At 61.9% G+C, this 23,551-nt stretch carries 10 protein-coding genes and 1 pseudogene; 5 read left to right on the top strand and 6 right to left on the bottom strand.

Going from position 1 to position 23,551, the window contains the following annotated elements:
• Positions 1-70: 70 nt before the first annotated feature.
• From BLU75_RS13365 to BLU75_RS13345, 5 genes are read right to left on the bottom strand one after another with little or no spacing between them, the layout of a single operon-like run.
• Positions 71-850 carry an enoyl-CoA hydratase/isomerase family protein gene (locus BLU75_RS13365; RefSeq protein ID WP_084378232.1) on the bottom strand — a complete coding sequence of 260 codons (780 nt, stop codon included), beginning with the start codon at positions 848-850 and terminating at the stop codon, positions 71-73.
• Positions 850-2,007, bottom strand: a complete 1,158-nt coding sequence (gene atuD / locus BLU75_RS13360) for a citronellyl-CoA dehydrogenase (protein WP_084378233.1) — start codon at positions 2,005-2,007, stop codon at positions 850-852. The genes BLU75_RS13365 and atuD overlap by 1 nt, the downstream gene beginning before the upstream one ends.
• Before the next feature lie 20 nt (positions 2,008-2,027).
• On the bottom strand, positions 2,028-3,644 hold the full coding sequence (gene atuC, locus BLU75_RS13355) for a geranyl-CoA carboxylase subunit beta (RefSeq protein WP_084378234.1): 1,617 nt from the start codon (positions 3,642-3,644) through the stop codon (positions 2,028-2,030).
• A 3-nt stretch (positions 3,645-3,647) separates the two neighbouring features.
• On the bottom strand, positions 3,648-4,517 hold the full coding sequence (locus BLU75_RS13350) for an SDR family oxidoreductase (RefSeq protein ID WP_084378235.1): 870 nt from the start codon (positions 4,515-4,517) through the stop codon (positions 3,648-3,650).
• Between the two features lie 12 nt (positions 4,518-4,529).
• Entirely contained in the window at positions 4,530-6,308 is a 1,779-nt protein-coding gene (locus BLU75_RS13345) for an acyclic terpene utilization AtuA family protein (RefSeq protein WP_084378236.1), read from the bottom strand.
• Between the two features lie 155 nt (positions 6,309-6,463).
• Here BLU75_RS13345 and BLU75_RS13340 point away from each other — a divergent pair, with 155 nt between their 5' ends.
• The 3 genes from BLU75_RS13340 (at position 6,464) to BLU75_RS13330 (ending at position 9,079) form a co-directional block, all read left to right on the top strand.
• Positions 6,464-7,087 carry a TetR/AcrR family transcriptional regulator gene (locus tag BLU75_RS13340; RefSeq protein WP_084378237.1) on the top strand — a complete coding sequence of 208 codons (624 nt, stop codon included), beginning with the start codon at positions 6,464-6,466 and terminating at the stop codon, positions 7,085-7,087.
• Positions 7,088-7,186: 99 nt separating this feature from the next.
• On the top strand, positions 7,187-7,984 hold the full coding sequence (locus BLU75_RS13335; RefSeq protein WP_084378238.1) for a substrate-binding periplasmic protein: 798 nt from the start codon (positions 7,187-7,189) through the stop codon (positions 7,982-7,984).
• Positions 7,985-8,065: 81 nt separating this feature from the next.
• A complete protein-coding gene (locus BLU75_RS13330; RefSeq protein ID WP_084378239.1) occupies positions 8,066-9,079 on the top strand; it encodes a GNAT family N-acetyltransferase in 1,014 nt (337 codons plus the stop codon).
• A gap of 440 nt (positions 9,080-9,519) precedes the next feature.
• On the opposite strand, the gene BLU75_RS13325 is transcribed toward BLU75_RS13330, so the two are convergent.
• On the bottom strand, positions 9,520-10,071 hold the full coding sequence (locus tag BLU75_RS13325) for an RNA polymerase factor sigma-70 (protein WP_029298131.1): 552 nt from the start codon (positions 10,069-10,071) through the stop codon (positions 9,520-9,522).
• Between the two features lie 278 nt (positions 10,072-10,349).
• Here BLU75_RS13325 and BLU75_RS27275 point away from each other — a divergent pair.
• Together BLU75_RS27275 and BLU75_RS13320 are read left to right on the top strand one after the other, a co-directional pair.
• Positions 10,350-10,466, top strand: a pseudogene (locus BLU75_RS27275) (thioesterase); the annotation flags it as partial.
• Positions 10,467-10,549: 83 nt separating this feature from the next.
• Positions 10,550-23,494 (top strand): non-ribosomal peptide synthetase, encoded by a 12,945-nt coding sequence (locus BLU75_RS13320; RefSeq protein ID WP_084378240.1) that lies wholly within the window; start codon positions 10,550-10,552, stop codon positions 23,492-23,494.
• Positions 23,495-23,551: the final 57 nt, after the last annotated feature.

The raw sequence follows: 23,551 nt of genomic DNA, 5'->3' as shown, positions 1-23,551 counted from the left end.
GAGCAAGCTCGCTCCTACGGGGAGAGTGCGTTCGCGAAGCCGGGTTTTTTCAACGGCACATATGGAGGTTTCATCCAGCCCAGCGCGGCTTGCGCTTGTGCACAAAAGCCCGAGTTCCTTCGATCCCTTCCTCCCCACTTACCGCCTCGGCAAACCACTGCGCCGCCTGATCCAGCACAGGCCCCAACGGCTGTCCGAGACTTTCCAGCAGCAACGCCTTGGTTCGCGCATTCGCCCGTGGCGCGCAACGCAAAACCTGGTCCAGCACCTCATCCAGTCGCTGCGCCAATCCCTGCGCATCCTGCTCGACAAAATGCACCAGCCCCAGCCGCGCTGCCTCAACCCCGTCAAACCGCGCTGCGGTCAACGCCAGCCGGCGCGCCTGCGTCAGGCCGATACGCTTGACCACAAACGGTGCGATCTGCGCCGGCAGCAGACCGAGACTGGTTTCCGGCAAACCGAACTGCGCTTGATGATCGGCCATCGCGATATCACTCACACACGCCAGACCCAGGCCGCCGCCCAGCACCGCGCCCTGCAGCACCACAATCACCACCTGCGGCAGCGCTTCGAGCTCTTGCAGCAGCGTCCCGAAGACCCGGTTCAAATCACGCAACGCCTCGTGACTGGCGGCGCCGCTCATGTCCTTTACATCGCCGCCCGCCGAGAAGTGCCCGCCCGCGCCGCTGATCACCAGCGCCCGCACCTGATCGTCGCAGGCGACGTCCGCCAGCACGGCGCGCAACTCACTGACCATTTGCAGGCTCATGGCATTGCGGCTCTGCGGACGATTGAGGGTGATGTGCAGCACGCCGTTGTGGGGCTCCAGCAACAGCGTTTGACAGCACATCACGACTTTTTCCCCGGCAACGTGCCCATCAGTTTGCAGATGATCCCCAGCATGATTTCGTCGGCACCGCCGCCAATCGACACCAGGCGCACATCGCGATAGGCGCGGGCCACCGGGTTGTCCCACATAAACCCCATGCCGCCCCAGTATTGCAGGCAACTGTCGCTGACTTCCCGGCCCAGGCGTCCAGCCTTGAGCTTGGCCATCGAGGCCAGTCGTGTCACGTCCTGGCCTTTGATGTACTGCTCGGTAGCCTGGTACACCAGCGCCCGCAGGCACTCGATCTCGGTGGACAATTCGGCCAGGCGAAAGTGGATCACCTGGTTGTCGATCAACGCCTTGCCGAAGGTCTGGCGTTCCTTGCAGTACTCGATGGTGCTGTCGATGCAGTATTCCAGGCCCTTGATCATATTGGCGGCGCCGAACAGTCGCTCTTCCTGGAACTGCAACATCTGCATCATGAAGCCCGCACCTTCTTGGCCGATCCGGTTGCGCTGGGGCACCCGCACGTCATCGAAAAACACCTGGGCGGTCTCCGAGCTGTGCATGCCGAGCTTTTCCAGGGCCGGGCTGACGCTCACGCCCGGGGTGTGCATCGGCACCATGATCAAAGATTTGTTGATGTGCGGCTTGTCGTCGGAGGTGTTCGCCAGCAGGCAGATAAAATCAGCGCTGGGCGAGTTGGTGATCCACATTTTGCTGCCGTTGATCACGTAATCGTCGCCATCCTTGCGGGCATGGGTTTTCAGGCCGGCCACGTCGGAACCGGCGCCGGTTTCCGAAACACCGATACAGCCCACCTGTTCGCCGCTGATGGCGGGGCGCAGGAACTCATCGCGCAGTTGGTCGGAGCCGAAGCGCGCTAGCGCTGGGGTACACATGTCAGTCTGCACGCCGATGGACATCGGGATGCCACCACAACGAATGGTGCCGAATTCTTCGGCCGCGACAATCGAGTAGCTGTAGTCCAGGCCCATGCCGCCGAAAGCCTGCGGCTTGGAAATGCCCAGCAGGCCGAGGTCGCCGGCCTTGCGGAAAATCTCGTGGATCGGAAAGCGCCCGGCTTTCTCCCAGGCGTCGACGTGAGGGTTGATCTCGCGCTCGACGAAGGTGCGGACGGTGCGACGCAATGCTTCATGTTCCTGGGTTAAGATCATTTCTGTTCTGCTCCTGATCGTTAAAACCGCGCGATACCAAAACTGTTGGATTGCAGTGGTCGCGCCTGCGCTTCGTGGCAGATATCCAGCAGGAAACCCAGTAACGTGCGAGTGTCCCGTGGATCAATCAGCCCGTCGTCCCACAGATTGGCGCTGCCATACAACGCGGTGGATTGGCTGTCGAGCTTTTGCGCGGTGACCTGCTCGAGCAAGTCGAGCACCTTGGGATCGGGCACCACGCCGTCCTTCAATTGCTTGGCCTCGGTGACGATCCGCAGCACCTTGCCGGCCTGGGCACCGCCCATTACCGCCGTGCGGCTGTTGGGCCAGGCGAAGATAAAGCGCGGATCGAGGCCACGGCCGCACATGGCGTAGTTGCCGGCGCCATATGAGCCGCCGACAACCACGGTGAGCTTCGGCACGCGGGCATTGGCTACCGCCTGGATCATTTTTGCGCCGTGTTTGATCACACCTTGCTGTTCTGATTCGGTGCCGACCATAAAACCGGTGGTGTTGTGGAAAAACAGCAAGGGCGTCTGGCTCTGGTCGCACAGCTGGATAAACTGCGCCGCCTTACTTGCACCTTTGGGTGTGATCGGACCGTTGTTGCCGATAAAACCGCAGGCGCGGCCCTGGATGTGCAGGTGGCCGCAGACCGTATGGGCATCGAACTCGCTTTTGAATTCCAGAAAGTTGGATGCGTCGGCCACGCGGGCGATGATTTCCCGTACGTCGTAAGGGTGTTTCGGATCGTCAGGGATCAGTCCCAGCAGTTCTTCAATCGGGTACAGCGGCTCGGCATAAGTGCGCGCAGGGTTGAGCGGCAACGCGTCATTCCACGGCAACAGGCTGACAATCTCGCGCACGATGCGCACACCGTCTGCATCATTTTCCGCCAGGTATTCGGCGGTGCCCGCGACGTGCGCGTGCATCTCGGCGCCACCCAGTTCTTCATCCGTCGCCACCTCGCCGGTGGCGGCCTTGAGCAGCGGAGGGCCGGCGAGAAACAGCTTGGCCTTGCCGCGTACCACCACCACGTAATCCGACAATCCTGGCTGATAAGCGCCACCGGCCGTGGCCGAACCATGCACCACAGTGATTTGCGGCAGGCCCATGGCCGACATGCGCGCCTGATTGGCAAAACTGCGCGCGCCTTCGACGAAAATATCCGCCGCATAATTAAGGTTAGCGCCACCGCTTTCCGCCAGCGTCACCACCGGCAGTTTGTTTTCCATGGCGATCTGTTGCAGGCGCAGGGATTTTTTCAGGCCCGAAGGTGATATGGTCCCGCCCTTGATCGCGCTGTTGTTGGCCACCACCAGCACGCGCACACCGCTGACATAACCAATCCCGGCGATCAACCCGCCACCTGCGGTGCTGCCGTCCTTGTCGTCATGCAGTTTGTAGCCGGCCAGGCTTGCCAGTTCGAGAAATGGCGCGCCGGGGTCAAGCAACAGGTTGAGGCGTTCGCGTGGCAGCAATTGCCCGCGTTTCTCGAACTTGACCTTGGCCTCGGCGGCCTTGTTCAACAGGTTTTGTTCCAATTGGCGCAACTGCTCAATGGCGGTGCGCATTGCTTCGTGGTTGCGGGCGAATTGCGCACTGTGGGTGTCGAGTGGTGAGTCGATGACCGGCATGACTTATTCCCCCTTGAGCACATCCGGCAGGTACGCCCGGTGAAAGCCGTTAAAGGAAGCGTTCGCAGATTGGGCCTTGTGCAACGGCCAGGCGCGGCTACCGAGGCTGGCGGCACCGTCGATGCGCAACGTGCTGCCGCTGATGAACGCGGCGGCGGGGCTGAGCAGAAACACAATCGCCGCGCTGACTTCCGATTCGGTGCCGATGCGCTTGAGCGGTACGTGTTCGCGCAGGGTCGGGATCACCGCCTTGAACGCGCCTTCGTAGGTGTCCATGCCACTTGAGGCAATCCAGCCCGGCGCCACCGCGTTGACCCGCACCCCGGCGTAACCCCACTCGAATGCGGCAGTTTTGGTGAAGTTGTCCATGCCTGAGCGCGCCGCGCCCGAGTGACCCATGCCGGGCATGCCGCCCCACATGTCCGCGAGCATATTGACGATGGCGCCGCCGTGTTTACTCATCGATTGGTTGAACACTTCCCGCGCCATCAGGAACCCGCCGACCAGATTGGTGCGCAGTACCGTTTCGAAGCCTTTTTGATTGATCGACGCGAGAGGCGATGGATATTGGCCGCCCGCATTGTTCACCAGCCCATGGATCGGGCCGTGCGCTTCAATGATCTGGCTGACCAGGGCTTTCACCGCCTCTTCATCGCGAATGTCGCAAGCCTGGCAAGTGGCACGACCGCCATCCTCGGTAATTTCCCGCGCGACGTCTTGCAGCTTTTCAGGCTTGCGTCCGACCAGCACCACATGGGCGCCGAGCGCCGCCAGTTCATGGGCGGTGCAGCGGCCGATGCCGCTGCCGCCACCGGTGACAATCACGGTCTGCTCGTGGAACAGGTCGGCTTTGAAGATCGAGTCGAAGGCCACGGCGTGCGTCCTTTAATTAAGTTGATCAGCGAGGTGTTGCGGTACGGCGATGGGAATTTCCAGCAGTTGCTGGGCAAACGCCTTGCCTTGAGGGTCAATGCGCAAGCTGGCGATCCCGCCACCGCCCAAAGCGTTTTCCAGGAGAAAATTCAGGCTGTGGCTGCCGGGTAGATACCAACGTTCCACGCGACCGTGAACCGGGTCGAGAACGTGACTCATCCAGTCGACGATAACTTCTGGCGTCAACGCCTCGGCAATCCACGGCAAGTATTCCGGACGACGCGCGATCACCCCGATGTTGCTGTGGTTGCCCTTGTCACCGGAGCGGGCCACGGCCAGTTTCACCAGCGCCACGCTGGCGTCGGCGCGACCTTCGGGTTTGGCTGGAGCAATCGGCGCGTGCGGGGTCTGCATGGACGCCGCCCCAGGCAGCGCACACGGGTGACGCTCGCCTTGAAAGTCGACGCTCAATTCGCACGCGGACTTGTCGATCAGGAACGAGAACAAGCGGATCAGCGGATACACAGTCGGTCGGCCCCCGACAATGCCGGTCAGGCCAGGCGCCATGCCGGTGGCCGCCTGGGCGATCTCCCGGGCGAACAGCAGCAGCGCTTGTCTAGTCGGATGACGCACCGCCAGCTTGAGCACCACTTCGCGGCAATCCTGGCGTCGGCCGTGGGCGCCGTAGGTGGCTTCGCTGCCCAGCAGTTCGATATTGACCTCGGAGTAGGGCGCCCAGCCGCGCTGGCTGAACAGTGCCGACGTCTTGTTGATGATCGCCTGGCTGACCCGCTCGGCCTTGGCTACCGCGTCGATGCCGGCCAGCAGGCAACTGGCGGTGCAGCGAAAACCATCGGGGTACGTCGCGCTGACCTTGTATTGGCCGGTGGGCGGCAAGCCTTTCGCGCCGTGCAGGCGCACCTGGTGTTCGCCCTGTTGTTGCAGCTGGACTTGACTGAAGTCGCAGATCACATCCGGTAGCAGATAAGCGCGTGGGTCGCCGATTTCATACAACAGTTGTTCAGCGACGCTCAGCTCGCTGATCAGCCCGCCGCTGCCGTCGACTTTGGTAACGCTGAAGTGCCCGTCGGCCCCCACCTCGACAATCGGAAAACCGATGTGTTCGTAATCCGGCACGTCGCGCCAATCAGTGAAATTGCCGCCGGTGCACTGGGCGCCACATTCGATGATATGGCCGGCCAACGCGGCCTGGGCCAACCGGTCATAGTCTTGCCATGACCAGTTGAATTCATGCACCAGGGCGGCGCTGACCACGGCGCTGTCGACCACGCGGCCGGTGATCACGATATCGGCGCCCAGTTGCAGCGCCTGGACGATGCCCGGCGCGCCCAGGTAGGCGTTGATGGAAACGCACATCGGTGGCAGAGGTGCGCCGCTGAACATATCGGTAGCGCCTTGTAGCTGTTTGAGCTGCGGTTGCAGGTCGTCGCCCAGCAACACGGCGATTTTCAGCGGGATCTGCGCCTGGTCGCAGGCGGCTTGCAGCGCGGCGGCGCAGGCTTGCGGGTTGATGCCGCCGGCGTTGCTGATCACGCGAATGCCCTGGCGCTGGATGTCGGCCAGCAGCGGTGCGAGGACTTCGATGAAATCCGTGGCGTAGCCGGCCTGGGGATCCTTCATTCGTGCTCCAGCGAGAATCGACATCGTGACTTCCGCCAGGTAATCGAACACCAGATAGTCCAGCGCGCCGCCCTGCACCAACTGTGCGGCGGCGGTACAGGTGTCGCCCCAGAATGCACTGGCGCAGCCGATACGAACGGTCTTGTGCATGAGAAGTCCTTCTCTGAAATCGCTGGCTGGAGACTACCAAGCAAGCGCTTGGTTTGTAAACGATGCTGGTAACTTTTACCCAAGCGCTTGCTTGGGTGGCCGTCACGGCCTAAATTGCCGGCCATGACGCAATCAAAGTAGTTGAGGAGAGCAGCATGGATGAGCAAAAAGCCCTGCTGGTAATGCGCGGCATGGTGGACGGTGGGCAACTGACCGACCCCGAGAGTGCCCGGGGCAAGTTGCTGCAAACCGCGGCTCACCTGTTTCGCAACAAAGGTTTTGAGCGCACCACGGTGCGTGATCTGGCCAGTGCGGTGGGAATTCAGTCCGGGAGTATTTTTCACCACTTCAAGAGCAAGGATGAAATCCTGCGGGCGGTGATGGAGGAAACCATTCTTTACAACACCGCGCTGATGCGCGCCGCCCTCGCAGAGGCCGGTAACGTGCGTGAGCGCGTGCTGGCGCTGATTCGCTGCGAATTGCAGTCGATCATGGGCGGCAGCGGCGAAGCGATGGCGGTGCTGGTCTACGAATGGCGCTCGCTGTCGGCCGAAGGCCAGGCCCAGGTGCTGGCGCTGCGTGATGTCTATGAAGACATCTGGTTGCAGGTCCTCGGTGAAGCCCGGCAGGCCGGGTATATCAAGGGCGATGTGTTTATCACCCGGCGTTTTCTAACCGGCGCCTTATCCTGGACCACCACGTGGTTCCGCGCCCAAGGCAGCATGACTCTGGAGCAACTGGCTGACCAGGCATTGCTACTGCTCCTGAAGTCCGACTAGAGACCCCGCGCAAGCGATTAATTGTCAGGGATAAAGTTGTCTCGCCAGGTGAAAACGCCTAGCTTAGCGAGATTACAGTTTTGAACGGTGTGTGCCTTGATGTTTTCGCCATTGCGGCTGGCTGCGGGACTTTCATTGTTGGCGATGGGCATGCTCTGGCAACTGCCGGTTTCGGCGGCGCAACTGGTAAGGATTGGTGCCGCGCATTTTCCGCCTTATACCGTGCGTCCGGAGCAGGGCGCAGACACCGGCTTACTGCCGCAGTTGGTGGAGGTATTGAATCGTCGACAAACCGCCTACCGGTTTGTGCTGGTGCCGACCTCGATTCCCCGGCGTTTCCGTGATTTCCAGCAGGGCCGGGTCGACATGGCGATCTTCGAAAACCCGCAGTGGGGTTGGCAGGATATTCCTCATACAGCAGTCGATATGGGCCTGGAGGATGCGGAAGTCTTTGTCGCCCTGCGTGCGCCCGGTCGTGAGCAGTCGTATTTCGCCGATCTTTCCGGCAAGCGCCTGGCAGTGTTCAGCGGTTATCACTATGCCTTTGCCGACTTCAACCCCGATCCCAAGAACATGGCGCGTCAGTTCAATGCCACGTTGACCTATTCCCATGACAGTAACTTGCTGATGGTCGCCCGTGGCCGCGCCGATATCGCATTAGTGACGCGCTCTTACCTCAGCGATTTCCTGGTGTACAACCTCGATATCGCCGGGAAATTCCTGGTATCGGAGCGAATTGATCAGATCTATCGCCACTACGCCCTGATCCGCCCCAAGGCCCCCATCAGCGGTGCGGCATTTGCCGGCTTGCTCTCGGACCTGCGCGACAGTGGCGAGTTGCTGAAGATCTTCGAACCTTACCGAATTGACGTCAGGCCTGTGCCTGCCGTGCCATGAGCGAGGCAGCTCGGGCTTAAATTTTTCCCGTTGGCTCACGTCACTTCGTCTAACTGTCGACGATTCCTGTGAGCCCCCTTCATGCCCAATCTCAACGCTTTGTCCGTCCTGCCGCTGCCGACGGGGCCCGCCCTGAACGCCGATGAAAGCGACAACCGCCTGACCCTGACCCTTGCGGGTCAGCCGCTGTTACGTCTACACCTGGAACACGGCGATACGTTGCAACTGCACTTGCTCACGCCGGGTGAGGTGCCGGCTGCGCGTGCCGTGTGGGCAGCCTGTTATTGGCTGTTCGCCCGGCAGCCCGAGCGCCAGCAACTGACCTGGCATCTCGAGCACGCGCCTGACGATGCACTGCGCAGCGGCTTGCTGGTCGCGACTGACGTTGCTGGCCAGTTCCGCAGCGAGCGCACGCTGTTCTGGCAATTGCCGCAGCCCTGGCTGGGCCAACCCTGCAACAACGGCTACCCGCAACAGATGATCGTCAGCGCCGGCAAACGTCATCCCGTTCGCGCGCCCAAGCCGCGTGGCGAAGTCTATCGCCGTTTTGACGCGCGCCTGGGTGCCTGGGTGTCATTGCGCACGCTTGAGGTGGAGGTTGATCTGGCCCGTTTCAATCGCTGGCAGAACAGCGCCCGCGTGGCGAATTTCTGGCAGGAAAGCGGCAGTCTGGAACAGCACCGTGAATACCTGGAGAGGCTCGACGCCGACCCGCATTGCCTGACTCTGATCGGTTGTTTCGATGATGAACCGTTTGCCTACTTCGAGGCCTATTGGGCCAAGGAAGATCGGATCGCACCGTTCTATGACGTGGCGGATTATGACCGAGGCATTCACATGTTGGTTGGAGAGGAACATCACCGGGGACCGCACAAGGTCGCCAGCTGGTTGGCGGCGCTGGCGCACTATCTGTTTCTCGACGACCCGCGCACCCAGCGCGTGGTGGCCGAGCCGCGTGCCGATAACGCCAAAATGATCCGCTACATGCAGAATCAGTGCTTTCACTGCGAGAAAGAGTTCGATTTCCCCCACAAGCGTGCGGCGTTGATGGTGCTTGGGCGCGAACGCTTTTTTGATCGGTGCGGGTTGGTGTGAGGGGGCCTGTAAGCGCCAGTCTTTCCAGGGTCTTTGAAAAAAAGTCGCATTTGGCTGATACCGAGCTGTCGAGAGCTGAAGATCTGCCAGCGGGTGAAATCCTTGTGGGAGCTGTCGAGCTTAAAAAAGGCGGCGTTGGCCGTAAGATAATTGGCAGGTTTGGAAAGCGCCCCTCACCTTAACCCTCTCCCGGAGGGAGAGGGGACTGATCGGGGGATATCGGCGGTTTACGGCGACCTGACAGATCGGCGTTGAATCCATAATCAAAACGGTTGTTCAGGTCGCCCATTTTCTCAGCACACTTCAGTCAGTCCCCTCTCTCCTTTGGGGAGAGGGTTAGGGTGAGGGGCGGTTTCCAAACCTGCCAATTATCTAACTGCCACCCCCGCATCTTTAACCTCGGCTCACTCCCCAACAACTCTGCTGTACCGCGCGCGTGCTCAAACGCGCCGCGCAAAGGTATCGCTGTGCGTCCCGGAAACCTTGCGGCAGTGCACCAGCGCATCGCGAATCATGAAGTTCACCAGGGTCGGCGAAACCCCCAGTTCCTTGGCGATGTCCTTCTGCGGTACACCGTGCAAACGGTACATCTCAAACGCATAGCGGGTTCGTTGGGGCAGTTCGGTCAGCGCGTCGGCGATGTTTTCCAGGGTGGAAAAGTTGATATGCGAGGTTTCAGGTGATGCGCCGTGAATGACTACATTCAAACCTTCCTCCTCGGTCCCGGAGTACTTCAGCTCAAGCGCCTGCTTGCGGTAGTGGTCGATGGCCAGGTTACGCACGATCTGGAACAGATAACTGAGTTGTGCCTTGAACGAGGAGGTGATCTGCGGTGCTGATTGCAGTCTGAAGTAGGCGTCTTGCACCACGTCTTCGGCGCGGGAGCGGCAGCCGGTAATGCGTGCCGCGATCTTGACCAGGATCAGCCGGTTATCAACGAAAGCCTGGAGGAGTGGCGAGTCGCACCTGCTTGTGGAGACTTGTTCCGTCATGGAAATCACCTTGCTGCAAATAAGGTTAGTGGAGGGCATCCGTGCTGCGACCTCCTACACATCGGGCAACAAATTATTCTTAATGATAATTATTGTCAAATGAGAAGGCGAACTAATCTTATGTCTGAATGCGAACTGTGAGACAGGTCGCTTTGTGCTCAGGCTCCTATCGGGCGACTAATTATTTGCCGGTGCCATCCGTTTTCATTGGTGACAGGCCGGGCTAGCTGCCGGCCAAGGATTTGCACCCGGAGGAGGGCGACATGGGTTTCTATCGCGAAATCAGCGCCGAGCTGGGCGCCCCACATGCCTTGTTCGGTCACAACCTGGGTGGTTTGTGGGCATTCGAACTGGTCCACGTCTTGCGCGAGCGAGGCTTGCCGCAACCGCGAGCGACCGGCTGATCAGTTCGTCGCCTGCGCGCCTTCGTCTTCTATCCCCGATTTCCCCGTAAGCCGATTTCAGGCAGGAACCCTTCATGATGGACGCCTTCGAACTTCCCCGCACGCTGGTCCAGTCTCTGCAACAGCGTGCTGCGCAGACCCCGGATCAAGTGGCGCTGCGCTTTTTGGCCGAATCTGTCGAGCAAAGCGTCGTGCTCAGCTATCGCGAGCTGGACCTGCGTGCCCGTACCATCGCTGCCGCCTTGCAGGCTTCGGCTGAGTCGGGCGACCGCGCTGTGCTGTTGTTTCCGAGCGGTCCGGATTACGTCGCGGCATTTTTCGGTTGCCTGTATGCGGGCGTGATCGCGGTGCCGGCCTATCCGCCGGAGTCCAGCCGGCGCCATCATCAGGAACGGTTGCTGTCGATCATCGCCGATGCCGAACCGCGGCTGTTGCTGACCAGTACGAGCTTGCGTGACGCGCTGGCACAGATCGATGAAGCGCCGCCGTTGCTGTGTGTCGACGACCTGAATAGCGCGATTGCAGAAAGCTGGCTCGCCCCGAACCTGCAGGACGATGATATTGCCTTCCTGCAATACACCTCCGGTTCCACCGCCTTGCCCAAAGGTGTGCAAGTCAGCCACGGCAACCTGGTGGCCAACGAATTGCTGATCCGTCGTGGTTTTGGTATCGACCTGAACCCCGATGACGTGATCGTCAGCTGGCTGCCGCTGTACCACGACATGGGACTGATCGGCGGCTTGTTGCAGCCGATTTTCAGTGGTGTGCCTTGTGTGTTGATGTCGCCGGCGTATTTCCTCGCCCGGCCATTGCGCTGGCTGGAAGCGATCAGCCAATACGGCGGCACCATCAGTGGCGGGCCGGATTTCGCTTACCGTCTGTGCAGCGAGCGGATCAGTGACGCGGCCTTGGAGCGCCTGGACTTGAGCCATTGGCGCGTAGCTTATTCCGGTTCTGAACCGATTCGTCTGGACACCCTGGAACGCTTCGCCGAGAAGTTTGCCACCTGCGGTTTCACGGCCGAGAATTTCTTCGCCTCCTACGGCTTGGCCGAAGCGACCTTGTTTGTTGCCGGAGGGCAGCGCGGCCAAGGCATCCCGGCCTTGCGCCTGGATGATCAAGCCTTGGCCGCCAACCGTGCCGAGCCAGGGCAGGGCCGCGCGATCATGAGTTGCGGCACCAGCCAGCCCGAGCACGCGGTGCTGATTGCCGATCCCCAGACGCTCAGCGAATTGGCGGACAGCACCGTCGGTGAGATCTGGGCCAGCGGGCCGAGTATCGCCCAGGGTTACTGGCGCAATCCCGAAGCGAGTGCCACCACGTTCGTCCAGCATCAGGGCCGCACTTGGCTGCGCACCGGTGACCTGGGGTTTATCCGCCAGGGTGAGGTGTTTATCACCGGGCGCTTGAAAGACTTGCTGATCGTACGGGGCCACAACCTCTATCCACAGGACCTCGAGCAAACCATCGAGCGTCAAGTCGAGGCGGTGCGCAAGGGTCGGGTCGCGGCGTTCGCGGTTAACGACCAAGGCTTGGAAGGCATCGGCATTGCGGCGGAAATCAGCCGCAGCGTACAGAAAATCCTGCCGCCCGAAGCCCTGGTCAGAGCCATTCGCCAAGCCGTGGCCGAGGCCTATCAAGAAGCGCCGAGCGTGGTGGTGTTGCTCAACCCCGGCGCGTTGCCGAAAACCTCCAGTGGCAAGGTCCAGCGTTCGGCTTGCCGCAAGCGGTTGGCCGATGGCAGCCTCGACAGCTACGCACAGTTCCCTGAGTTGAACGTGCAGGCTGATGCCGCTGCGCTGGTGGGCGAACTGCAAAGCCGGATCGCCGCGATCTGGTGCGAACAGTTGCAGTTGGCGAGCGTGGCCGCTGACGATCACTTCTTCCTGCTGGGTGGCAACTCCATCAGCGCCACCCAAGTGGTTGCCCGCCTGCGCGAAACCCTGGGCCTGGAACTCAATCTGCGCCTGTTGTTCGAGGCTCCGACACTCGCTGCGTTCGCCGCCTGTGTCGAGCAATTGCAGGAGGCCGGCGGTGTGGTCCAGGGCTCGATCCAGACGCTCTCGCGCCAGGAGGATCTGCCGCAGTCCCTGGCCCAAAACCGTCTGTGGATTACCTGGCAACTCGACCCACGGAGCAGTGCCTACACCATTCCCGGCGCGTTGCGCCTGCGCGGCGAGCTTGATGAAGAGGCTGTGCGTAGCAGCTTTCAGCAGTTGGTCCAACGTCATGAAGCCCTGCGCACGCGCTTCTATGAGCGTGATGGCCAGGCCTTCCAGCGCGTGGATGCTCAGCGGAAGGTTGATCTGCAAGTCATCGACCTTGGCGATTTGCCTGAGAACGAGCGCGAAGCCCGTGCCCGACAACTGCGTGAAGACCAGGCCCGCACCGGCTTCGATCTGGAAAAAGGGCCGCTGTTCAGGGTCACCTTGCTGCGCCTGAACGAGGATGAGCACCAACTGCTGGTGACGATGCACCACATCATCGCCGACGGTTGGTCGCTGAATGTGCTGATCGACGAATTTTCGCGCCTTTACGCAGCGGCTGCCCAAGGTCAGAGCGTTGCATTACCGGCGCTGACCCTGCAGTACGCCGACTACGCCAGTTGGCAGCGCCAATGGCTGGCCGAAGGCGAGGGGCAGCGCCAGTTGGCCTACTGGACGCAGCAGTTGGGTGACGAACATCCGGTTTTGAGTCTGGCCACCGATCATCCACGTTCGGTCCAGCAACGGCGCAGTGCGTCGCGTTACAGCGTGCGTCTGGACGCGAGCTTGGGAGAAGCCATTCGCCAGACCGCCCAGGCCCATGAAAGCACGCCGTTCATGCTGTTGCTGGCGGCGTTCCAAAGCTTGCTGCATCGCTACAGCGGCCAGCGTGAGATCCGTGTCGGCGTGCCCAACGCCAACCGTCCACGCCATGAAATCCAGGGCCTGATCGGCTTCTTTATCAATACGTTGGTGATGCGCGCTGAGCTGGGCGCACGCCTGCCGTTCAGTCAATTGCTGGCGGCGACCCGTCAGGCCGCGTTGGATGCGCAAGCGCATCAGGACCTGCCATTTGAGCAACTGCTGGAAGCTTTGCCGAGCGCCCGTGAGCACGGCTTGTTCCAGGTCATGTTCAACCACCAGCAGCGTGACCTCGGCGCCTTGCGCCGCTTGCCCGGTTTGCTCGCGGACGAGCTGCCGTGGCACAGCCGTGAAGCCAAATTCGACCTGCAGCTGCACAGCGAAGAAGATCGCAACGGACGCTTGAGCCTGTCCTTCGACTACGCCGATGAACTGTTCGACGCTGCTTCGATCGAGCGTATGGCCCAGCACTTGGTCAACCTGCTGCAGGCTATCTGCGCACAACCGCAACAGGCCATTGGTGATGTGAACCTGCTGAATGCCGATGAGCAGGCCCAGCAACGCCAATGGGGTCAAGCAGCGTGCCAGCCCGCGCAAGCCTGGTTGCCGGAGCAGCTCAACCGGCAGACCTGCGAGCGCACCGCGCTGGTCTGGCAGGACGGCAGCTTGACCTATGCGCAACTGCACAGCCAGGCCAACCGCCTGGCGCATTATCTGCGGGACAAGGGCGTCGGCCCCGATGTGTGCGTAGCCATCGCCGCCGAGCGTTCACCGCAACTGGTGATCGGTTTGTTGGCGATCCTCAAGGCGGGCGGTGCCTACGTGCCGCTGGACCCGGATTACCCGCGTGAACGCCTGGCATACATGCTTAAGGACAGCGGCGCGCACTTGCTGTTGACGCAGTCTTCGTTGCTGGAGCAACTGCCGGTTGCCGAAGGCGTCTGCGTGATTGCCATGGACAGCCTCAAACTCGATAACTGGCCCACTCAAGCGCCGGGCCTGCACCTCAATGGCGACAATCTCGCCTACGTGATCTACACCTCTGGCTCCACCGGCCAACCCAAGGGCGTGGGCAATACCCATGCGGCATTGGCGGAACGTTTGCAGTGGATGCAGGCCACCTATCAACTGGATGAGACCGATGTGCTGCTGCAAAAGGCCCCGATCAGTTTCGACGTGTCGGTGTGGGAATGTTTCTGGCCGCTGATCACCGGTTGTCGCCTGGTCCTGGCTGGCCCTGGCGAGCATCGCGATCCGCATCGCATTGCACGTCTGGTGCAGGAACACGCTGTGACCACGCTGCACTTTGTGCCGCCGCTGCTGCAGCTGTTTATCGAAGAGCCGCTGGTTGCCGAATGCACCAGCCTGCGTCGCCTGTTCTCGGGCGGTGAAGCCTTGCCCGCCGAGTTGCGCAATCGTGTGTTGGCGCGGCTGCCGGCGGTACAGTTGCATAACCGTTATGGCCCGACCGAAACCGCGATCAACGTCACCCATTGGCAATGCCGTCACAAAGACGGCGAGCGCTCGCCGATTGGCCGGCCGTTGGGCAACGTGATTTGCCGGGTGCTGGACGAGCAGCTCAATCCGCTGCCCAGCGGCGTGCCCGGTGAACTGTGTATCGGCGGGACAGGGTTGGCGCGGGGCTATCTGGGGCGTGCCGCGCTGACCGCGGAGCGTTTTGTCGCCGACCCGTCGGGCGCGGCGGGTACACGTCTGTACCGCACGGGTGACCGCGTGCGCTGGGGGGCTGACGGTGTACTGGAGTATCTGGGGCGCCTGGATCAGCAGGTCAAGTTGCGCGGTTTTCGGGTTGAACCGGAGGAAATCGAAGCGCGCTTGCTGGCCCAGGCGGGTATCGCCCAAGCCGTGGTGCTGGTGCGCGAAACCGCCGTCGGTGCGCAGTTGATCGGGTATTACAGCGCCTGTGGCGAGTTGGACGAACAGAGCATACAAGCCACCCTGGCCACCGAGTTACCGGAGTACATGGTCCCCGCGCAGTTGATACGCCTGGACGTGATGCCCCTGAGTCCCAGCGGCAAGCTGGATCGCCGTGCCTTGCCGGAGCCGGTGTGGCAGGTGCGTGAACATGTCGAGCCGCAAACTGCCCTGCAACAGCAGATTGCCGGAATCTGGCGCGACGTGTTGGGCCTTGCGCGCATTGGTCTGCGTGACGATTTCTTCGCGCTGGGCGGTCACTCGCTGCTGGCCACGCAGATTATCTCGCGCACGCGTCAGGCCTGTGACGTCGAGCTGCCGTTGCGCACCTTGTTTGAGGCCAGCGAACTGGCTGATTTTGCTGAGCAGGTGCGACTGATTCAGGCTGGCGGGCAACGTAACCAGCAAAGCCTGATTGGCACGGTCGACCGCAGTCAGCCGGTGCCGCTGTCCTATTCGCAGCAGCGCATGTGGTTCCTCTGGCAGCTGGAACCGGACAGCCCGGCCTATAACGTCGGCGGCATGGCGCGACTGCGCGGTGTCCTGGATATCGGGCGCTTTGAGGCGGCATTGCAAGCCTTGATCATGCGCCATGAAACCCTGCGTACCACGTTCCCGAGCGTCGATGGCGTGGCGCGGCAGCAGGTCGCCGCGCAATCCGGCGTCCGCATGGACTGGGAGGATTTTTCCGCCCTGGACGGCGCCGCTCGGCAGCAACGCTTGCAGCAGTTGGCCGACCGCGAAGCTCACACCCCGTTCAACCTGGAAACCGGCCCATTGCTGCGTGCTTGCCTGGTCAAGGCTGGTGAACAGGAACATTACCTGGTGCTGACCCTGCACCACATCGTCACCGAAGGTTGGGCCATGGACATCTTTGCCCGTGAACTCAGCGCGTTGTACGAAGCCTTTATCGACGAGCGCGACTCGCCCCTGGCCCCGTTGCCGGTGCAGTATCTGGATTACAGCGTGTGGCAGCGCCAGTGGCTGGAGTCCGGCGAGCGTCAACGCCAGCTGGATTACTGGCTCGCGCAACTGGGCAGCGAACATCCTTTGCTCGAATTGCCAAGTGACCGTCCGCGCCCGGCAGTGCAAAGCCATCAGGGCGGGTTGTATCGCTTTGACCTGAGCGATGAACTCGCTACCCGCGTACGTGCGTTCAATGCCGAGCGTGGTCTGACGTTGTTCATGACCATGACCGCGACCCTGGCGGTGTTGCTCTACCGCTACAGCGGCCAGACCGACGTGCGCATTGGCGCACCGGTGGCCAACCGTATTCGCCCGGAAAGTGAAGGGCTGATCGGTGCGTTTCTCAACACTCAGGTCCTGCGTTGCCGGCTTGACGGTCAGATGCGTGTCGGTGAATTGTTCGAGCAGGTCCGTCACACCGTGATCGAAGGCCAGTCGCATCAGGATTTGCCCTTCGATCATCTGGTGGAGGCCCTGCAACCGCCGCGCAGCGCCGCTTACAACCCGCTGTTCCAGGTGATGTGCAACGTGCAGCGCTGGGAGTTCCAGCAACGCCGTCAGCTTGCCGGCATGAGCGTCGAGTACCTGGCCAACGACGCCCGCGCGACTAAGTTCGACCTCAACCTGGAAGTCACCGACCTTGATCATCGGTTGGGTTGCTGCCTGACATACAGCACCGATCTGTTCGACGAACCGCGCATTGCGCGCATGGCAGGCCATTGGCGCAACTTGCTGCAAGCACTGATCGCCGATCCACAGCAACGCTTGAGTGAACTGCCGCTGCTGGCGGCGGGTGAACAACGAGCACTGCAAGACAGTCTTCGGGCCGAGGCGGGCGAGCAGCGTCTCGACCAGTGCATTCATCAGCTATTCAACGCACAGGTCCTGGCCCGTGCCGATGCGCCGGCGCTGACCTTCGGCGATCTGACCCTGAGCTATGGTGAGCTGAACAGCCGCGTCAACCGCCTGGCCTGGAAACTGCGTGAATGTGGGGTTGGACCGCAGGTGCGTGTCGGCCTGGCATTGCCCCGCTCGTTGGAAATGGTCGTTGGTTTGCTGGCGATTCTCAAGGCGGGTGGCGCCTATGTACCGCTGGACCCGGAATACCCGCTGGAGCGTCTGCGCTACATGATCGAGGACAGCGGCATCCGCCTGTTGCTCAGTGACCGGGCAATGTTCGACGCCCTGGGTGACTTGCCGCTTGACGTGAGCCGTTGGTGCCTGGAAGAGGACGGGCCGGCGCTGGCGGATTATCCGGCCAGTGAGCCGCCGTTTATCAGCGATGCGCAGCATCAGGCGTACTTGATCTACACCTCCGGCTCCACCGGCAAGCCCAAGGGCGTGGTGGTGGCCCACGGCGAAATCGCCATGCATTGCCAAGCGGTGATCCGACGTTTCGGCATGCGCCCCGACGATTGCGAGCTGCACTTCTATTCAATCAATTTCGACGCGGCCACCGAACGTCTGCTGGTGCCGCTGCTCGCCGGGGCGCAGGTGGTATTGCGGGCCCAGGGCCAATGGGATGCGCAAGAAATGTGCGGGCTGATTCGCCGACATCGCATCACCATTCTCGGCTTTACCCCCAGTTACGGCAGCCAGTTGGCGCAATGGCTCGCCACCCGACAGCAGACCTTGCCGGTGCGTATGTGCATCACCGGGGGCGAAGCCTTGACCGGCGAGCATCTGCAGCGCATTCGCGAGGCGTTCCAGCCGGCAGTGTTTTTCAACGCCTACGGCCCGACCGAAACCGTGGTCATGCCGCTGGCCAGCTTGGCTCCGGATCAGTTGGAAGAGGGCGCTGGCAGCGTGCCGATTGGCAGCATCGTCGGGGCTCGTGTCGCTTATATTCTCGACGCCGACCTGGCGTTGGTGCCACCAGGCGCGAGCGGTGAACTGTACGTCGGCGGCGCCGGTCTGGCCCAGGGTTACCACCAGCGTGCGGGGCTGACGGCGGAGCGCTTTGTGGCTGATCCGTTTGCCAGCGGCGGGCGGCTTTACCGCACCGGCGACCTGGTGCGCCAGCGTGCCGATGGCCTGGTGGAATACCTGGGCCGGATCGACCAGCAGGTGAAGATTCGCGGCTTTCGTATCGAACTGGGCGAAATCGAAACCCGTCTGCTGGAACACGAGGCGGTGCGCGAAGCCGTGGTGTTGGCGCTGGATGCCCCCAGCGGCAAGCAATTGGTAGCGTATCTGGTCAGCGATGAAACAGATCCCGGGGTCTTGCGCGATGCGCTCAAGACGCATCTGAAAGCGCAATTGCCCGACTACATGGTGCCTGCTCACTTGATGGTGCTGGACAGTATGCCGTTGACCGCCAACGGCAAACTCGACCGCCGCGCCTTGCCGCAGCCGGACCCGGAAGCCAATCGTCAGCCATTCGTGGCGCCGGGCAACGAACTGCAACTAACCCTGGCGGCCATCTGGTGCGCGGTGCTCAACGTGCAACAGGTCGGTCTGCACGACAACTTCTTTGAACTTGGCGGCGATTCGATCCTGTCGATCCAGGTGGTCAGCCGTGCGCGCCAGGCGGGGATTCATTTCAGCCCCCGCGACCTGTTCCAGCATCAGACCGTGGAGGCCTTGGCGGCGGTCGCCCGTCGCAGCGAACAGGTCAGCGCCGAGCAAGGCGTGCTGAGCGGCCCTTCGAGGCTGACACCGATTCAGCAGTGGTTTTTCGACAGCGAAATCCCGGCCCGTCATCACTGGAACCAGGCGTTATTGCTGGCGCCGGTGCAGGCCCTGGATCCACGGCGGCTGGAACAGGCGCTGCTCGCGGTATTGGCGCATCACGATGGGTTACGCCTGAGCTTCACCCGCCACGAGGGACAATGGCAGGCCAATTATTTGCCGGTGTCGGAAGATGCTGTGTTATGGCTGGCTCAGGTAACGGACATGGAGCAGTCCGCTGCACTCTTCGCCGATGCCCAGCGCAGCCTTGATCTGGAGCAGGGCCGGCTGTTGCGTGCCTTGCTGGTGGACGGGCCGCTGGGCGAGCAACGCCTGTTGATCGTGATCCATCACCTGGTGGTGGATGGCGTGTCGTGGCGGGTGCTGCTGGAGGATCTGCAACAGGCTTATCGTCAATTGAGCGACGGTCAATCGCTCAGCTTACCGGCCAAGACCAGCGCCCTGCGCGACTGGGCGGCGCGTTTGCAAGCCTATGCCAGCAGCGAATCCCTGCGTGAGGAACTCAGCGTATGGCAGGCGCAATTGGCCGGTGCGAAGGTTGAACTGCCGGTGGACCGTGCCCAAGGTGCGCTGCGTGTTCGCGATGCCGAAACGATCAGCGTGCGGCTGGACGCTGATCGTACCCGGCAACTGTTGCAACAGGCGCCGAGCGCCTATCGCACCCAGGTCAACGACCTGCTGTTGACGGCGCTGGCCCGTGTGCTGTGCCGCTGGAGCGGCCACGCATCGGCGTTGATTCAATTGGAAGCTCATGGCCGCGAAAGCCTGTTTGACGAGATTGACCTGACACGCAGCGTCGGTTGGTTTACCAGCGCCTATCCGCTCCAGCTGACGCCCGTGCGGATCGAGGATGCAGCCGGGCAGGGCGCGTCGATCAAGGCCATCAAGGAACAACTGCGCGCGGTGCCCCATAAGGGCCTGGGCTACGGCGTGCTGCGCTACCTGGCGGACGATCAGTGCCGCCAGGCCATGGCGGCGCTGCCCAGCGCGTCGATCACGTTTAACTACCTTGGCCAGTTCGACCAGAGTTTTGATCGCGACGCCTTGTTCCACCCGCTGGAGCAGTCCGCAGGCCCGGCGCATGACCTGGATGCACCATTGCCTAACGCGCTGAGCGTCGACAGTCAGGTCTACGGCGGTGAACTGCTGCTGCGCTGGACCTTCAGTCGCGAGCGCCACGATCACCAGACCATCAGTGAACTGGCGGACGCCTACCTCGACGAATTGCAGAGCCTGATCGCTCATTGCCTGGGGGATGATGCGGGCGGTCTCACACCGTCGGATTTCCCGCTGGCGCGCCTGACCCAACCGCAACTCGATGCCTTGCCGGTGCCGGCCAGCGCCATCGAAGACGTATATCCATTGACGCCGATGCAGGAAGGCCTGCTGTTGCACACCCTGCTGGAACCGGGCACCGGTCTTTACTACATGCAAGATCGTTATCGCATCAACAGCGAGCTGGACCCCGAGCGCTTCGCCCTGGCCTGGAAAACCGTGATCGCCCGTCATGAAGCGTTGCGCGCGTCGTTTTGCTGGAATGTCGGCGAGGACATGTTGCAGGTGATCCACAAACCCGGCAGCACGCCGATCGAATACCTGGACTGGAGCACGATTGCGCAAAACGAGCAGGAGCCACGTTTGCAAGCCTTGCTCAAAAGCGAGCGCGAGGCCGGTTTCGATCTGCTCAACCAGGCACCGTTCCACCTGCGCCTGATCCGGGTCGGCGCGGCGCGCTACTGGTTCATGATGAGCAATCACCACATCCTGATCGATGCCTGGTGCCGTTCATTGTTGATGAACGATTTCTTCGACATCTACATGGCCCTGGGCGAGGGGCGCGAGGCACAACTCGCGGCGCCGCCACGCTACCGCGATTACATCGCCTGGCTGCAACGCCAGAATATGAACGAGGCGCGGCAGTGGTGGCAACAGAACCTGCGCGGCTTCGAGCGCACCACGCCGATCCCCAGCGACCGTCCGTTCCTGCGCGAACACGCCGGTCACAGCGGTGGCATGTTGGTCGGTGACTGCTACACGCGGCTCGATGTACGCGACGGCGCGCAATTGCGTGAACTGGCGCAGGCGCACCAGTTGACCGTCAATACCTTCGCCCAGGCGGCCTGGGCGCTGGTGCTGCGGCGCTTGAGCGGCGAGCGTGACGTGGTGTTCGGCGTCACCGTCGCCGGACGCCCGGTGGACATGCCCGAGATGCAGCGCACGGTGGGTCTGTTTATCAACAGCATCGCTCTTCGGGTCAAGTTGCCCGAGGAGGGGCAGCCCTGCAGCGTGCGTCACTGGCTGAGTGGCCTGCTCGACAGCAATATGCAACTGCGCGAGTACGAATACCTGCCGCTGGTGACCCTGCAGGAACACAGCGAACTGCCCAAGGGCCAGCCGCTGTTTGACAGCCTGTTCGTGTTTGAGAATGCCCCGGTGGAAGTCTCGGTGCTGGACCGTGCACAAAGCCTGAACGCGACCTCGGATTCCGGCCGGACCCACACTAACTTCCCGCTGACGGCCGTGTGTTATCCCGGCGATGATCTGGGCCTGCACCTCTCCTATGATCAGCGCTACTTTGATGAAAGCACGGTGCAAGGCATGCTCGGCGAATTCAAGCGCCTGTTGCTGGCACTGGTTCAGGGTTTGCATGGCGACATGGCCGACCTGCCGCTGATTGGCGAGCAGGAACGCGAGTTCCTGGTGCACGGTTGCAACCAGAGCGCGCGTGAGTATCCGCTGGAGTGCAGCTATGTCGAGCTGTTTGAAGCTCAGGTGGCCGAGCACCCGCAGCGGATTGTCGCCAGTTGCCTGGACCGGCAATGGACCTATGCCCAACTGAACCGTCGCGGCAACGGCCTGGGGCATGCCTTGGTCGCGGCGGGTGTCGGGCTGGATCAGCCGGTGGCTTTGCTGGCCGAACGCGGCCTCGATTTGCTTGGCATGATTATCGGCAGTTTCAAGGCCGGCGCTGGTTATCTGCCGCTGGACCCCGGCCTGCCGACTCAGCGTTTGAGCCGGATCATCGAACTGAGCCGCACGCCGCTGCTGGTGTGTACCGAGGCCTGTCGTGACCAGGCCCTGGCGCTGCTGGAAGCGTTCTCCTGCGCCGGGCGGCCAACGTTACTGGTGTGGGACGAGGTAATGGGATCGGACGCCAATCCCGGGATCTACAGCGCCCCGGACAATCTTGCCTATGTGATCTACACCTCGGGTTCCACCGGCCTGCCGAAGGGCGTGATGATCGAACAGCGCGGGATGCTCAACAACCAGTTGAGCAAGCTGCCGTACCTGCACCTGAGCGAGCAGGACGTCATCGCCCAGACTGCTTCGCAAAGCTTCGATATTTCGGTCTGGCAATTCCTCGCCGCGCCGCTGTTCGGGGCGCGGGTGGATATCGTGCCGAACAGTATCGCCCATGATCCGCAAGGCTTGCTGGCACATGTACGGTCCCAGGGCATCACGCTGCTGGAGAGTGTGCCGTCGCTGATTCAAGGCATGTTGGCGAACGAACACATCGGCCTCGAGGGGTTGCGCTGGATGCTGCCCACCGGTGAAGCCATGCCGCCGGAACTGGCGCACCAATGGCTGTCGCGTTACCCGGACATCGGCTTGGTCAATGCGTATGGCCCGGCGGAATGCTCCGACGACGTGGCGTTCTTCCGCATCGACCAGGCATCGACCCGTGGTACTTACTTGCCCATCGGCACGCCCACCGACAACAACCGTTTGTACCTGCTCGATGATGCGTTGGAACTGGTGCCGCAAGGCGCGGTGGGCGAACTGTGCGTGGCCGGCATCGGTGTGGGACGCGGTTACGTCAGTGATCCGTTGCGCACTGCCCAGGTGTTCGTGCCGGACCCGTTCGGCGCAGCCGGAGCGCGTTTGTACCGCACGGGCGACCTTGCGCGTCGCCGCCGCGATGGCGTGCTGGAGTACGTGGGGCGTATCGACCATCAGGTGAAAATTCGCGGCTATCGAATCGAATTGGGCGAAATCGAAGCCCGTCTGCACGAGCAAGCGCAAATCCGCGATGCCGCGGTCGGCGTGCAGGACGGCGTCAACGGCAAGCACTTGGTGGGTTATCTGGTGGCCACCGAGGCGGTCCTCAATTTCGCGCAATGCCTGGACCATATCAAGCAACGCCTGCGGGCCGAGCTGCCGGAGTATATGGTGCCGTTGCATTGGTTGTGGCTTGAGCGCCTGCCGCTGAACGCCAACGGCAAACTCGACCGCAAGGCCTTGCCGACTCTTGAAATCGGCCAGTTGCACAGCCAGGACTATCTGGCACCGCGCAATGAGCTGGAGCAGACGCTCGCCGCGATCTGGGCCGAAGTGCTGAAGGTTGAGCGGGTCGGGGTCAGGGACAACTTCTTCGAACTGGGCGGACATTCGTTACTGGCTACGCAGATTGCCTCGCGAGTGCAGAAAACCTTGCAACGGGATGTGCCGCTACGGGCGATGTTCGAGTGCAGCACGGTGGAGGCGTTGGCGGGGTATATCGACGGGCTGGTGGCCAACGAGCTCAGCGCCGGGACGGTGGATCGGTTGAGCGATCTGATGGCGGAACTGGAGGGTTTATAACGTAGTACCGAGCACTTGTAGGCGCAAGCAAGCACCAGGCGTGACCCTCGCGCCTAC

It is taken from the genome of Pseudomonas mucidolens (assembly GCF_900106045.1).
GTDB classification, from domain to species: Bacteria; Pseudomonadota; Gammaproteobacteria; order Pseudomonadales; family Pseudomonadaceae; genus Aquipseudomonas; species Aquipseudomonas mucidolens.
The sequence above is the reverse complement of the archived record's forward strand: the minus strand, read 5'-3'. Positions and strand labels throughout refer to the sequence as shown.